A 14,074-nucleotide genomic window follows, 5' to 3' on the forward strand; every position below is an offset into this window, starting at 1 on the left:
TCACCGGGGCCCCGCCGTCTCACGTTCCGACACGCCGACCGGGCGGTTGCGCCACGGGCGGGCGGGTCGAACGGCCATGATGGGCCTGTGGGGGAGGGACGAGACATCCAGGTGACCAGCGACCCGCCGGCCCGCCGTGCCCCGGCTGCCACGCCTCCGGCCGACCCGCCCGCGGCGCGCTGGGATCCGGCCGGTGGCCTGGCCGCGCTGCGCGGCCTGCTGGCCCGGCCGCTGGCCTCGTACTACCTGCTGCTGTCCAGTGCCGGCCTGCTGCTGCTGATCGGCCTCACCATGGTCTTCTCCGCCACGAGCGTGAAGGACTTCGCCGAGGGCGGCGACGCGTCCGCGTCGCTGACCAAGCAGGCGGTGTTCGCGGTGATCGGCATCGGCGCGTTCTGGGCCTGCCAGCGGCTGCCCGCGCGCACGTTCCGGGCGGTGAGCCGCCCGGCGCTCGGCGTGGCGGTGGCGCTGCTGCTCACGCTCAACCTGTTCGTCGCGCTGAACTCGCTGTTCGGGGTGACGGCGATCGGGCCGCTGCGGGCCGAACTCCTCTCGCTCTCCCTCGGCCCGATCTCGCTGCAACCGGTCGAGGTGGCGAAGTTCGCGCTGGTGCTGTGGGCGGCGCACGTGCTGGCCCGCAAGGGCGCCGCGCTGGGCTGGTGGAAGGAACTGGCCACCCCGCTGTTCCCGGTGGTGGGCCTGCTGTTCGTGCTGGTCGGCTTCAACGACCTGGGCAGCATGCTCTGCCTGCTGGCGCTCGTGGTCGGGCTGCTCTGGGCGGCCGGCGTGCGGGGCCGGGTCTTCGCCGCGCTCTCCGCGATCGGCCTGGCCGGCATCGGCCTGCTGGTGGCCGCCGCCTCGCTCGGCGCCGGCTCCGGCTCCCGGGACGCGGACAACTACCGGCTCGGCCGCCTCACCATGTGGCTCGACCCGCCGGACCCGAAGACCTGCTTCGAGCAGAAGCTGGACTACTGCTATCAGCTCGTGCAGGCCCGCTACGCGATCGGCAACGGCGGCTGGTTCGGCGTCGGCCTGGGCCAGAGCTCGCTGAAGTGGAACTACCTGCCCGAGGCGCACAACGACTTCATCTTCGCCATCGTCGCCGAGGAACTGGGCGTGGTCGGCTGCACAGTGGTCCTGACGCTGTTCGCCGTGCTCGCGTACACCGGGATGCGGATCGCCCGCCGGGTCGAGGACCCGTTCCGCCGGCTCGCCGCCGCCGGCGTGACCGCCTGGCTGGTCGGCCAGGCCGTCATCAACATCGGTGGCGTGACCGGCCTGCTGCCGCTGACCGGCGTACCGCTGCCGTTCATCTCCGACGGCGGCAGCGCCCTGGTGGTGACGCTCGCCGCGATCGGCATGCTCGCCTCGTTCGCCCGCGCGGAGCCGGACGCGGCGCGAGCGCTGCATGCCCGTCCGCCCGCCCGATGGGTCCGACTAGTGTGGGCCCCGTTGCCGCCGCTTCCCGGCCGGCGCCGCAAGCCGGCGCCGCCCCCGGCCGACCGAGGGTCCGTGCCCCGGTCCCGGCAGCGGCGGCAGGACGATCAGGCCGCGCCCCGCGGCGCCCGGCCCGACCGGGCGCGCTCCGGCGCGGCGAGCGAGAGGAGACGCTGATGGGTCCGCTGCGTTCGGTGGTGCTCTGCGGAGGGGGTACGGGCGGGCACATCTACCCGCTGCTCGCCTTCGCCGACTGCCTGCGCCGACACGACCCGAGCGTCCGGATCACCTGTCTGGGCACACCGAAGGGGCTGGAGAACGAGCTGATCCCGCCGGCCGGCTACGACCTGCGGCAGATCCCGGCCTACCAGCTTCCCCGGTCGGTCAACATGAGCCTGGTGCGTACCCCGGACCGGATGTGGAAGGCGGCGCGCGCGGCGGGCAAGGTGATCGACGAGGTCCAGGCCGACGCCGTGGTCGGCTTCGGCGGGTACGTCTCGGTGCCCGGTTACCTGGCCGCGTGGCGGCGGGAGCTGCCCATCGTCATCCACGAGGTGAACGTGCCGCCGGGTGTGGCGAACCGGCTCGGGATGAAGTTCACCAAGAACGTCGCTGTCGGCTTCCCGCACCAGCCGGCCCAGGCCGAGGCGCTGCGCGACGCCCGCGTGGTGGGCGTGCCGCTGCGCCGGGGCATCGCCGGGCTGGACCGGGCCGCGCTGCGCGACGCCGCCCGCGCCCACTTCGGACTCCGCCCCGACCTGCCGGTGCTGTTCGTCGCCGGCGGCTCGCAGGGCGCCCGCTCGATCAACCTGGCCGTCTCCGGCGCGGCGAAGGAGCTGGCCCGCAACGGTGTGCAGGTGCTGCACGTCATCGGCGCCCGCAACGAGCCGGTCTCCGTGCCCACCGACCTGCCGGTGCCGTACGTCACGCTGCCGTACCTGTCCGAGATGGAGCTGGGTTACGCCGCGGCCGACCTGATGCTGGCCCGCGGCGGCGCGATGACCTGCGCCGAGGTGGCCGCGATCGGCCTGCCCACCGTCTACGTGCCCTACCCGCACAGCAACCAGGAGCAGAAGCGCAACGCGCTGCCGGTGGTGGAGGCGGGCGGCGGCCTGCTGGTCGACGACGCCGAGATGACCCCGGCCTGGGTGGAGCGGACGGTGATCCCGCTGATCCGGGACCCGCAGCGCCTGTACGCGATGAGCCACGCCGCAGCCGGCTACGGCCGCCGCGACGGCGACGTGGCGTTGCTGAACTTCGTCTACGAGGCGGTTTCCCGCTGATGAGGGCAACCGCGACGGGAAGGTACGTCTGATGAACACCGCGCAGTTCACGCCCGCCGGCACGATGACGGCGGAGGACCTGGGCCGGATCCACCTGATCGGGGTGGGCGGCGTCGGGATGGCCGGGCTGGCCCGGCTCTTCCTGACCCGGGGCCTGCCGGTCTCCGGCAGCGAGCTGCGGGAGTGGCCGTCGCTGGCCGGCCTGCGCGCGCTCGGCGGCACCATCCACTCCAGCCACGAGGCGTCCAACCTCGACGGGGTGGACACGGTCGTCTACTCCTCGGCCATCCCGCAGGACCACCTGGAGATGGTCGAGGCGCGCCGCCGGGGTCTGCGGGTGCTGCACCGCTCCGAGGCGCTGGCCGCCGCGATGACCGGCCGCCGCACGGTGGCGGTGGCCGGCACCCACGGCAAGACGTCCACCACCTCGATGGTCACCATGGTGCTCCAGCAGGCCGGCACCGACCCGTCGTTCGTGATCGGCGGCGAGATCTCCGAGGTGGGTTCCGGGGCGCACCACGGCACCGGCGAGCACTTCGTGGTCGAGGCGGACGAGAGCGACCGCTCGTTCCTCATCTACCGGCCGTTCGTGTCGATCATCACGAACGTCGAGGCGGACCACCTCAACACCTACGGCGACCTGGCCACCCTGGAGGCGGCGTTCGCCGAGTTCGCCCGGCTCACCGACCCGGCCGGCTTCGTGATCACCTGCGCCGACGACGCGGGCGGGCGCCGGCTGGCCGAGACGCTGCGCGCCGAGGGCCGCCGGGTCTGGACGTACGGCGAGTCCGCCGACGCGGACCTGCGGATGAGCGAGGTCGTGTCGTCCGCGCACGGGGTGCGCTACCAGGCCGAGGTCGAGGGCCGGCCGCTGGGTGAGATCCGGCTGCCCGTACCGGGCCGGCACATGGCGCTCAACAGCGCCGCCGCGGTGCTCGCCGCGTACCTGCTGGACCTGCCGGTGGCCGCGGCGGAGGCCGCGCTCGGCGCGTTCCCGGGCGTGCGGCGCCGCTTCGAGCGCAAGGGCGCCGCGGACGGCGTGCTGGTCTACGACGAGTACGCCTACCACCCGACCTCGATGACGCTGGCGTTGCAGACGCTGCGCGAGGTGGCCGGCGACGGCCGGCTGATCGTGGTGTTCCAGCCGTACCGGCTCTACCGCACCCGCGACAACCAGGCGGAGATCGCCGCCGCGCTCGGCATCGCCGACGAGGTGGTGCTGCTGGAGGTGTTCGGCCCCGGCGAGACGCGCCGCCCCGGCGAGGGCTCGGCCGCGCTGATCCAGGAGGTGTCGCTGCCGGCCGAGCGGAAGGTGTTCGTCGAGTCGTGGGACGACGTGCCGGCCGAGGTGGCCCGGCGGGCGCGGACCGGCGACGTGGTGGTGACCATGGGCGCCCCGCCGATCTCGCTGATGGGTGACCAGTTGCTCGACGCCCTGCTCGCCCGCTCCGCCGGGGGCACGGGGATCGGCGCCGGCGTCGACCCGGACGGCGCGGCGACCCCGGCCGGATGAGTCCCGGTCCGGCCCGCGGCCGTACCCCCGGACCGGACGGCGGCGGCGGGCGGCGCAGCCCGGCCCGGCGCTGGCAGCTCGTGCGGGCGAACGCGGACGCCGTGCCGCCGTCGACCCGCCGGTTCATGGCCCGGGCCCGGCAGCGGCGGATGCGGGCGGCGCTGCCCTGGGCGGTCGCCGCCGCGGTGCTCGCCGTCGCGGGCCTGGTCGCGTGGACGGTGCTGGGCACCGGCCTGTTCGGCGTGCGCGAGGTACGGGTGGTCGGCGCGCGGCTGGTCACCCCGGTGCAGATCCGCGACGCCGCCGCGGTGCCGGACAACGCGCCGCTGGCCCGGGTGGACCTGGACGCGACCGCGCGCAAGGTCGGCACGCTGCCGCCGGTGGCCCGCGCCACGGTGGAGCGCCAGTGGCCGGACACGCTCGTGATCCGGGTGCAGGAGCGCACCCCGGCGGCGGCGGTGCCGCAGGGCGAGGGCTTCGTGGTCGTCGACGGCTCGGGCGTGGTGTTCCAGCGCCTGGACCGGGCGCCGGACGGGTTGCCGCTGGTCAGGGTGGCCCGGCCGGGCCCCGACGACCCGGGTACGCGGGCCGGGCTGGCGGTGCTCGCCGCGCTGGGGGAGAAGCTGCGCGCGGAGCTGGTCGCGGTGGACGTGGCCGGGCTGGCCCGGATCACGCTGGTGCTGCGCGGGGAGCGTGAGGTCTTCTGGGGCGACGCCTCCCGCGGCACCGACAAGTCGACAGTGGCCACCGCGTTGCTGAGCCGCAAGGCGGACCGGATCGACGTCAGCGCGCCGGACGTGGTCACGTTCGAGTGACCCGTGGCTCAGCGAGCGGGTGATGTGTCCCCTGTCGCTCGGTCGGCGACACGCCGGAACAGGTCCTTGGCTCCTGGCGCGGCGGCGCATACGTTGCCCCGAAGAGATCAGTGGTTGACATAACTCTAAGCCTCTAGTAGAGGGTGAGGGTTCAGCCGTCGGAGGCCGCTGATCCGGCCAAGCCGTGTGGGGTCGGCCCATGCCAATCTCGAAGGGAAAGGACCGGAGATGACACCTCCGCACAACTACCTGGCGGTCATCAAGGTCGTCGGCATCGGGGGCGGCGGCGTCAACGCCGTCAACCGGATGATCGAGGTTGGGCTCAAGGGCGTCGAGTTCATCGCGATCAACACCGACGCGCAGGCGCTGCTGATGAGCGACGCCGACGTCAAGCTCGACGTGGGCCGGGAGCTGACCCGGGGACTGGGCGCGGGCGCCAACCCGGACGTCGGCAAGAACGCCGCCGAGGACCACCGCGACGAGATCGAAGAGGTCCTCAAGGGCGCCGACATGGTGTTCGTGACCTGCGGCGAGGGTGGCGGCACCGGCACCGGCGGCGCGCCGGTGGTGGCGAACATCGCCCGCAAGCTCGGCGCGCTCACCATCGGCGTGGTCACCCGGCCGTTCTCGTTCGAGGGCAAGCGCCGGCAGGTCCAGGCCGAGGCGGGCATCGAGGAGCTGCGCAACCAGTGCGACACGCTCATCGTGATCCCGAACGACCGGCTGCTCGCGCTCGGCGACCGCAACATCTCCATGATGGACGCGTTCCGCACCGCGGACCAGGTGCTCCTCTCCGGTGTCCAGGGCATCACCGACCTGATCACCACGCCGGGTCTGATCAACCTGGACTTCGCCGACGTGAAGAGCGTGATGAGCGGCGCCGGCAGCGCCCTCATGGGCATCGGCAGCGCCCGGGGCGAGAACCGCGCCGTCGAGGCGGCCGAGGCGGCCATCTCCAGCCCGCTGCTGGAGCAGAGCATGGACGGCGCACGCGGCGTGCTGCTGTCCATCGCCGGCGGATCGGACCTCGGCCTGTTCGAGATCAACGACGCGGCGCAGCTGGTCACCGACGCGGCCCACCCGGACGCGAACATCATCTTCGGCGCGGTCATCGACGACGCGCTCGGCGACGAGGTGCGGGTCACCGTGATCGCGGCGGGCTTCGACGGGGGCGCGCCGGCGTACAAGGCGGTGGAGCCGCCGCGCAAGAGCAACCAGAACCCGCCGGCCCAGCCGAACGCGCCGGTGAGCCCGCCGGCCACCATGCCGGCGCCGCAGCAGCCGTCGCGCCGGGTGCTCTTCGACGACGTCGACGTGCCCGACTTCCTCAAGAACGGGTCCTGAGCCGCGCCGATGACGGAGTCACAGACGGCGGTGCGGCCCGAGCGGCGCGCCGAACTCGCGGCCGGCCTGGCCCGGGTGCGGGCCCGCATCGCCGACGCCTGCGCCGCGGCCGGGCGGCAGCGCGACGAGGTCACACTGGTCGCGGTGACCAAGACGTACCCGGCGGCGGACGTGGTCGCGCTGGCCGGGCTCGGTGTGACCGACGTCGGGGAGAACCGCGACCAGGAGGCGGCGCCGAAGGCGGAGGCGGTGGCCGCCGCCGGGGCGGCGCCGCGCTGGCACTTCATCGGCCAGTTGCAGCGCAACAAGGCCCGCTCGGTGGTCCGGTACGCCGACGTGGTCCAGTCGGTGGACAGCGTCCGGCTGGCCGCCGCGCTGGACGCCGCCGCCGGCGCGGTCCGGGACCGGCCGCTGGACGTGCTGGTGCAGGTGAGCATCGACGGCGACGCGGCCCGGGGCGGGGCGCTGCCCGGCGCGGCCGATCCGCAGCGGGGGCTCGACCCGGTGGCCGCGGCGGTGGCCGGCGCCGACGGTCTGCGGCTGGCGGGCCTGATGGCGGTGGCGCCGCTGGGCTGGGAGCCGGACCGGGCGTTCGCCCGGCTGGCCGAGGTGGCGGCGGCGCTGCGGGCCGACCATCCGGGTGCGACGGTGCTGTCGGCGGGCATGAGCGGAGACCTCGAGAGCGCGATCGGTCACGGCGCGACACATGTCCGTGTCGGCAGCGCGTTGCTCGGAATGCGCCCTGCGCTGCGGTAGCCTCACCACGACGGAAGCAAATTACATCAGTGTTGTTCAGGACGGCGTTCCCGTAGCCGGGGGCCGTGACGGGCGGACCGCGAACCGCGCGTCAGGGGATTGCCGATCCGGTCCGGTGGGCATGATCGTCCACTCGTGATCAAGCGACACGGCACGGGGGCGCGTGCCGCACGGCGGACGGAAGGGCGCGGGGATGGGTGCACTGCGCAAGGCGGGGGTCTGGCTCGGTCTCGTCGAGGAGGACGACGAGCGGGCGTACGAGGACGGTGGCTACGACAAGGGTGGCTACCGGGACTCGTCGCGCTACCGGTCGAGCCGGTACGCCGAGGAGTTCGCCGACGAGGACGACGACGAGGCCGAGGAGCCGCCGACGACGCGGAGCCGGCTCGGCGACCGGGGCCGGCTGTCCGAGCGCGCCTCCAGCCGCGCGGTCGACGCCGACCGGGCCGAGTCCGAGCGCCCGGAGCGGGCCGAGCGGTCCAGCGTGCGGTCGATCACCCGGTCCTCCGCCGGGGACACCTCGGGCGCCCTGACCTACCACACCCGCGACAACCTCGCGCTCGCGCCGCAGACCCAGCCGCGGGAGCGGGAGCGTGTGGCGCCGGAGGACGAGCAGCGCTACCAGATCACCACGCTGCACCCGACCACGTACCGCGAGGCGCGGACCATCGGCGAGCACTTCCGCGACGGCGTACCGGTGATCATCAATCTCACCGAGATGGACGAGGCGGACGCCCGCCGGCTCGTCGACTTCGCCGCCGGGCTCGCGTTCGGTCTGCGCGGTACGATCGAGCGCGTGACCAACCGGGTGTTCCTGCTCTCACCGGCCAACGTCCAGGTCACCGCGGAGGACAAGGCCAAGATCGCTGAGGGCGGCTTCTTCAGCCTGAGCTGAGCCGCACGACCGAGGGACGTCGCCTGCCGTGTTGTCGATCCTGTTCCAGGTGCTCTACCTGCTGCTGTACATCTTCCTAATTGTCCTTTTGGCGCGATTTGTTCTTGGGGCGGTACTGGCCTATGGTCGCCGCTGGCAACCGGGACGGGGAGCGTCGGCGGGACTGGAAGTCGTGTGGAGCGTCACTGATCCGCCCCTGCGAGCGTTGAGGCGTGTGATCCCACCACTGCGAATTGGTACCGTGAGCATCGACCTGGCCTCCCTTGTGCTCCTGGTTATCCTGTTCGTGCTGATGGAGTTCGTGTTTAGGCGCCTGATCTTCGCGTTTGCCTGACCAGAGCGCTTTCGCGGCCGCAACTGACCCGAGGAGTTTCGATGCCGCTGACCCCGGCCGACGTCCACAACGTCGCCTTCAAAAAGCCGCCGATCGGCAAGCGGGGGTATGACGAGGAGGAGGTCGACGCCTTCCTGGACGAGGTCGAGCGCGAGCTGGCCCGTCTGATCGAGGAGAACAACGAGCTGCGCGCCCAGGTGGAGCGCGGCGGTCGGGGTGGCGCTCCCGCCGGCCCCGGCGGCGACGCCCGCCTCGCGGCGGAGCTCAACGACGTCAAGGCCCAGCTCGACCGGGTGCAGCGCGACAAGGCGGCCGCCGAGCAGGCGGCCCGCGCGATGCAGGCCGAGCTGGAGCAGGTCCGCACGCAGGGCGGCCCGGCCGGCGTGACCGGTGACGGCGAGCAGCAGGCGCTGCGGGTGCTCATGATGGCCCAGCGCACCGCCGACGACCACGTCTCCGACGCTCGTCGCGAGGCCGACCAGCTGCTCTCCGAGGCCCGTTCCAAGGCCGAGGAGGTCACCCGGGAGGCGCGCGCCAAGGCCGACGCCCTGGAGCGGGACGCCCGCCAGCGGCACCAGGAGGCCATGGGCGGCCTGGACGCCAAGCGCACCGCGCTGCAGAAGCACATCGAGGAGCTCAAGCAGTTCGAGCGCGAGTACCGCACCCGCCTCAAGGCGTACCTGGAGAGCCAGCTGCGTGACCTCGACGGTCGCGGCCAGGGTCTCGAGGTGGAGATGAACCGCTCCGAGGGCAACCGCGCCACCGGCAGCAACGGACACGACGCGGCCGGGGGTGAGCCGTGGTAGCCGCCAGCATCCTGCTCATCCTCGTCGCGGTCGTGCTGCTGATCGCCGGCCTCGCCGGCGGATCCAGCCTCCTGCTCATCGTCTCGATCGCGGCCAGCCTGCTGTCCGCCGTCGCCTTCGTCGCGTTCGCCCGCCAGGCAGCCGCGGCACGGGCCACGGCCGGCCGGGAGGCCGGGCCGCGACCGCGGACCGCGCACACCGTCCCGTCCCCGGACGAACCGGTGAGCCCGGTCCCGCACCACACGTCCACGGTCGGCGCCGGCGGATCCGGGTGGCGGCAACCGCCCGGATCGCCGGTGACCGAGCCGGACGACGTCCCGCCGCCGGCCGCGTACTCGCCGCCGGCCGAGCCGTTCGACGGGCCGTACGAGCCGGTCACCGGGACGCTCGACACCGAGGCCGCCGCGGGGCCGTACACGACGGCGTTCGACGCCGAACCCGCCGCCGGGCCGTACACGGCGCCGGACCCGGTGGTCGCGGACTCGGCGCCCTACTCGCCGCCCGGCCCGCGGACGCCGGAGACCGCGCGGCCCACCTCGCCCGCACCGGGCGAGGCGTTCGACGGCGACCCGCCGGCCGAGTTCCTCTCCACCGGTGAGGTCGCCCGGCTGGTCCGGCTGCCCGGCGAGGTCCTGGTGGTCGACGGCCACCCCCGCTTCCACCTGCCCGACTGCCCGCACCTGGTGGGCCGGGAGGACGAACCGCTGCCGGTCGCCGAGGCGGTCGCGCTGGGCTTCACCCCGTGCGCGCACTGCGCCGCCGCCACCACCCTGCTCGCCGAGGCCCGGCCGCGCTGACCATGACGATCGCGGACGACACACTCACCGTCGCGGTGCGGGTGAAGCCCGGGGCGGCCCGTGCCCGGGTGGGCGGGCGGTTCGACGGGCCGTACGGTCCGGCGCTCGTCGTCGCGGTGCACGCGCCCGCTGTGGACGGCCGCGCCACCGAGGCGGCCCGGCGCGCGCTCGCCGACGCGCTCGGCGTCCGGCCGGCGACCGTGTCCCTGCGGTCCGGCGCGGCCAGCCGCGACAAGCTCTTCCTGGTCGAGCGCCCGCACGACGGGCTGCCCGAGGTGCTGCGCCGGCTGCGCGACGGCAGCACGGCGTGAGGTCCGGTCGGGCCGGCCGGCGATGACCCCGGGGCTCGACGTCGCGCTGCTCGTGGGCGCCGCCGTGCTGCTGGTCGCGGTGGGCGCGGTGCGGTTCTCCACCCGGCTCGGCGTACCCAGTCTCCTGGTCTACCTGGCGCTCGGCGTGCTGCTCGGCGAGGCCGGCCTGGGCATCCGGTTCGACGACGTCGAGCTGACCCGGGTGCTCGGCTTCTGCGCGCTCATCGTGATCATCGCGGAGGGCGGCCTGACCGCGCGGTGGAGCACGTTGCGGCCGGTGCTGGGCCTGGCCGCGGCGCTGTCCACGGTCGGCGTCGTGGTCAGCATCGTGGTCGTCGGCGTGGTGGTGCACCTGCTGCTCGGCCTGGACTGGCGGCTGTCGCTGCTCTACGGCGCGGTGCTCTCCTCGACCGACGCCGCGGCCGTGTTCGCCACGCTGCGCCGGTTGCGCCTGCCGCCCCGGCTGGTGGCCGCGCTGGAGGCCGAGTCCGGGGTGAACGACGCCCCGGTCGTGCTGCTGGTGCTGCTGCTGTCCCGCGCCGGGGTCGAGGCCCACCACCCCTGGTGGTACGAGGTGCTGCTGCTCGGCTACGAGCTGAGCGCCGGCGCGGCGGTCGGGGTCGGCGCCGGGCTGGCCGGCCGGTACGCGCTGCGCCGGGCCGCGCTGCCGTCGGCCGGCCTGTACCCGATCGCGGTGGTCGGCTTCACCGTGCTGGCGTATGCGGCCGGCTCGATGCTGCACGCCTCGGGTTTCCTCGCCGTGTACGTCGCGGGCGTACTGCTCGGCAACTCGCGGCTGCCGCACCGCCAGGCCATCCTCGGTTTCGCCGACGGGCTGGCCTGGCTGGCCCAGATCGGCCTGTTCGTGCTGCTCGGCCTGCTGGTCTCGCCGAGCCGGCTGGACGCGGCGGTGCTGCCGGCCGTGATCACCGGGCTGGCGCTGCTGCTGCTCGCCCGGCCGCTGTCGGTGGCGGTGTCCGCGCTGCCGTTCCGGGTGAACCTGCGCGAGCAGCTGTTCCTGTCCTGGGCCGGGCTGCGCGGCGCGGTGCCGGTCGTGCTGGCGACCATCCCGCTGTCGCTGCACGTGCCGGGGGCGGACCGCCTGTTCGACGCCGTCTTCGTCCTGGTGGTGATCTTCACGTTGCTCCAGGCCGGGACGCTGGCGCCGGCGGCGCGCCGGCTGGGCGTGACCGCGCCGGCCGAGGCGAGCGAGATCCTGCTGGAGACCGCCCCGCTGGAACGGATGCGCGCGGACCTGCTCCAGCTGGAGGTGCCGGCCGGGTCGCGGCTGGCCGGGGTGCACGTGGACGAGCTGCGGCTGCCGGTCGGCGCCGCGGTGACGCTCGTGCTGCGTGACGGCGTCGGTTTCGTGCCGGGCGCCGACACCCGGCTCAAGGTCGGGGACAGCCTGCTCATCGTCGCCACCGCCGGCGTTCGGGACGAGACCGAGCGGCGGCTGCGGGCGGTGAGCCGCCGGGGTCGGCTGGCGAGGTGGTTCGGGGAGTACGGCGAGGAGCAGGCCCGCTGATCTGCTACCGTTCCTTTTGCCCCGATTGATGGCAGTCCGGGGCGGATACGTGGGACGACGGTGCGGCACGTTGTCGGACGCCTGTACGTTCCGTATTCTTGCCAACCTCCGGAGTGCACGGCGGACCCGCTCGCCGTGCACCCTTCCGTACGCGGACGACGCCGACGACGGCGTCCCCGCCCACGTACCGCTGACCGCCGCGCCACGCGGCTGAGGGAGCTGACATGGCGAAGCCAGCCGACACCAGGACCGCCGGCCGCAAGCCCGCGCCGAAGGCCACCCGCAGCGCCGCGGAGACCGAGAAGATCCGGGCCGCCCTGGCGGCACGGCGGGACGAGCTGAACGCCGAGTACGATCAGACGCTGAGCGAGATCACCGAGCTGCAGCGCGACCGGCTGACCGACTCGGCCGGGGACGACCAGGCCGACACCGGCACCAAGACGTTCGAGCGTGAGCAGGAGATCTCTCTCGCCAACAGCATCAAGGAACGGATCACGCAGGTCGAGCGCGCGCTTGAGCGCCTCGACGAGGGTGGATACGGCTGGTGCGAGCGGTGCGGCAACCCGATCCCGGTGGAGCGGCTCGCCGCGTTCCCGTCGGCCACCCTCTGCGTGACGTGCAAGCAGCTGGAGGAGCGGCGCTGATCACCGCTCCCCGGCGGCCGTACGGCAGACGGTGACCACACCGTCGCGAGCGTCGATGGGGAGCAGATGACCGCAGCACCGCCCGCCGGGGCCGGCACCACCGAGTCGGGCGCCGGCGCGCCCCGCCGTAAGGCCGTCGGCCTGCTGCTCGGCGTGTCCCTGTTCTCGCTGCTGGCGGATCTCGGCACGAAGCAGCTCGCGCTCGCCGAGCTGACCGGCCGGGAGCCGGTGTCGCTGCTCGGCGGCGCGGTCTACCTCAGCCTCACCCGCAACAGCGGCGCGGCCTGGAGCATCGGCTCCGACCACACCTGGGTCTTCCCGATCATCACGTTCGTGGTGATCGGGTGGATCGCCTGGATGGCGTTGCGGCTGCGCTCGCTGCCGTGGGCGGTGTCGCTCGGCCTGGTGCTGGGCGGCGCGCTCGGCAACCTGATCGACCGGATCTTCCGCGCGCCCGGGCACTTCGTCGGCCACGTGGTCGACATGATCAGCCTCTTCGACCCGTACGGCCAGGTCTGGCCGGTGTTCAACCTGGCCGACAGCTCGCTGGTGTGCGGCGTGGTGCTCGCGGTCTTCCTGGAGTTGACCGGCCGGCAGCGCGACGGCTCCCGGCTGCGCGACGAGAAGCGCGACGACGCCGCCCCGGCCGAGCAGCGGGAGACCGCGTGACCTCCGCGTTCGCCGCCGGCGGCGACACCCGTTCCCTGCCCGTGCCGGACGGCCTCGACGGCATGCGCCTGGACCAGGCCGTGTCCCGCCTGTTCGGGCTCTCCCGCACCGCCGCCGCCGGCCTGATCGACGCCGGGGACGCGCTCGTCGACGGCGTGGCCCGGCCCAACTCGCACAAGGTCAAGGCGGGGTCGTGGCTGGAGGTCACGCTGCCCGCGCCGCCCGCCCCGCCGACCGTGGTGCCGCAGGCCGTGCCCGGCCTGACCGTGGTGTACGCCGACGACGACATCGTGGTGGTCGACAAGCCGGTCGGGGTGGCGGCGCACCCGAGCCCGGGCTGGACCGGCCCCACCGTGATCGGCGGGCTGGCCGGCATCGGTCACCGGATCTCCACCAGCGGCGCCGCCGAGCGGCAGGGCGTGGTGCACCGGCTCGACGTGGGCACCACCGGGATCATGGCGGTGGCCAAGAGCGAGCGCGCGTACACCGCGCTGAAGCGGGCGTTCAAGTTCCGCGAGGTGGAGAAGCGCTATCACGCCGTGGTGCAGGGCCACCCGGACCCGCTGAGCGGCACCATCGACGCGCCGATCGACAGGCATCCGCACCACGACTACCGCTGGGCGGTGGTCTCCGGCGGCAAGCCGAGCATCACGCACTACGACACGATCGAGGCGTTCCCCGCCGCCAGCCTGCTCGACGTGCGGCTGGAGACCGGGCGTACGCACCAGATCCGGGTGCACTTCTCCAGCATGCGGCACCCCTGCGTGGGCGACCTGACCTACGGCGCGGACCCGACGCTGTCCGCCCGGCTCGGGTTGTCCCGGCAGTGGCTGCACGCCCGCTCGCTGAGCTTCGCGCACCCGGGCACCGGCGACGAGGTGACGTTCGTCAGCGAGTACCCGGACGACCTGGCCCGGGCGCTGGAGATCCTGCGCGACTGAC

General features: G+C 73.8%; 15 protein-coding genes. All 15 read left to right on the forward strand.

Annotation, left to right across the window (positions count from 1 at the left end; genetic code table 11):
- Positions 1 to 111: 111 nt before the first annotated feature.
- Positions 112 to 1,614, forward strand: a complete 1,503-nt coding sequence (locus M8C11_RS09220; protein WP_120568824.1) for an FtsW/RodA/SpoVE family cell cycle protein — start codon at positions 112 to 114, stop codon at positions 1,612 to 1,614.
- On the forward strand, positions 1,614 to 2,720 hold the full coding sequence (gene murG, locus M8C11_RS09225) for an undecaprenyldiphospho-muramoylpentapeptide beta-N-acetylglucosaminyltransferase (protein WP_120568825.1): 1,107 nt from the start codon (positions 1,614 to 1,616) through the stop codon (positions 2,718 to 2,720). Before M8C11_RS09220 ends, murG begins: the two co-directional genes overlap by 1 nt.
- Positions 2,721 to 2,751: 31 nt before the next feature.
- Entirely contained in the window at positions 2,752 to 4,233 is a 1,482-nt protein-coding gene (murC, locus tag M8C11_RS09230) for a UDP-N-acetylmuramate--L-alanine ligase (RefSeq protein ID WP_252449260.1), read from the forward strand.
- On the forward strand, positions 4,230 to 5,048 hold the full coding sequence (locus tag M8C11_RS09235) for a cell division protein FtsQ/DivIB (RefSeq protein ID WP_252449261.1): 819 nt from the start codon (positions 4,230 to 4,232) through the stop codon (positions 5,046 to 5,048). The genes murC and M8C11_RS09235 overlap by 4 nt, the downstream gene beginning before the upstream one ends.
- 228 nt (positions 5,049 to 5,276) lie before the next feature.
- A complete protein-coding gene (gene ftsZ / locus M8C11_RS09240; RefSeq protein WP_030500246.1) occupies positions 5,277 to 6,392 on the forward strand; it encodes a cell division protein FtsZ in 1,116 nt (371 codons plus the stop codon).
- A 9-nt stretch (positions 6,393 to 6,401) separates the two neighbouring features.
- Positions 6,402 to 7,148: a YggS family pyridoxal phosphate-dependent enzyme gene (locus tag M8C11_RS09245; RefSeq protein WP_120568828.1), complete on the forward strand. Its 747-nt coding sequence runs from the start codon at positions 6,402 to 6,404 to the stop codon at positions 7,146 to 7,148.
- A gap of 193 nt (positions 7,149 to 7,341) precedes the next feature.
- Positions 7,342 to 8,043: a cell division protein SepF gene (locus tag M8C11_RS09250; protein ID WP_252449262.1), complete on the forward strand. Its 702-nt coding sequence runs from the start codon at positions 7,342 to 7,344 to the stop codon at positions 8,041 to 8,043.
- Between the two features lie 28 nt (positions 8,044 to 8,071).
- Positions 8,072 to 8,377, forward strand: coding sequence for a YggT family protein (locus M8C11_RS09255; RefSeq protein ID WP_013287596.1), 306 nt, complete (start codon positions 8,072 to 8,074; stop codon positions 8,375 to 8,377).
- A gap of 41 nt (positions 8,378 to 8,418) precedes the next feature.
- The gene (locus tag M8C11_RS09260) at positions 8,419 to 9,183 is read left to right on the forward strand and encodes a DivIVA domain-containing protein (RefSeq protein WP_252449263.1); all 765 of its coding nucleotides are present in this window, start codon (positions 8,419 to 8,421) and stop codon (positions 9,181 to 9,183) included.
- Entirely contained in the window at positions 9,177 to 9,980 is an 804-nt protein-coding gene (locus M8C11_RS09265; protein ID WP_252449264.1) for a hypothetical protein, read from the forward strand. Before M8C11_RS09260 ends, M8C11_RS09265 begins: the two co-directional genes overlap by 7 nt.
- A gap of 2 nt (positions 9,981 to 9,982) precedes the next feature.
- A complete protein-coding gene (locus tag M8C11_RS09270) occupies positions 9,983 to 10,291 on the forward strand; it encodes a DUF167 domain-containing protein (protein ID WP_120568830.1) in 309 nt (102 codons plus the stop codon).
- Between the two features lie 22 nt (positions 10,292 to 10,313).
- Positions 10,314 to 11,819, forward strand: a complete 1,506-nt coding sequence (locus M8C11_RS09275) for a potassium/proton antiporter (protein WP_252449265.1) — start codon at positions 10,314 to 10,316, stop codon at positions 11,817 to 11,819.
- 224 nt (positions 11,820 to 12,043) lie between these two features.
- The gene (locus tag M8C11_RS09280) at positions 12,044 to 12,463 is read left to right on the forward strand and encodes a TraR/DksA C4-type zinc finger protein (RefSeq protein WP_030500254.1); all 420 of its coding nucleotides are present in this window, start codon (positions 12,044 to 12,046) and stop codon (positions 12,461 to 12,463) included.
- A 66-nt stretch (positions 12,464 to 12,529) separates the two neighbouring features.
- Entirely contained in the window at positions 12,530 to 13,132 is a 603-nt protein-coding gene (gene lspA / locus M8C11_RS09285) for a signal peptidase II (RefSeq protein ID WP_252449266.1), read from the forward strand.
- Entirely contained in the window at positions 13,129 to 14,073 is a 945-nt protein-coding gene (locus M8C11_RS09290) for an RluA family pseudouridine synthase (RefSeq protein WP_252449267.1), read from the forward strand. The genes lspA and M8C11_RS09290 overlap by 4 nt, the downstream gene beginning before the upstream one ends.
- Position 14,074 lies beyond the last annotated feature (1 nt).

It is taken from the genome of Micromonospora sp. CPM1 (assembly GCF_023896895.1).
GTDB lineage: Bacteria > Actinomycetota > Actinomycetes > Mycobacteriales > Micromonosporaceae > Micromonospora > Micromonospora tulbaghiae.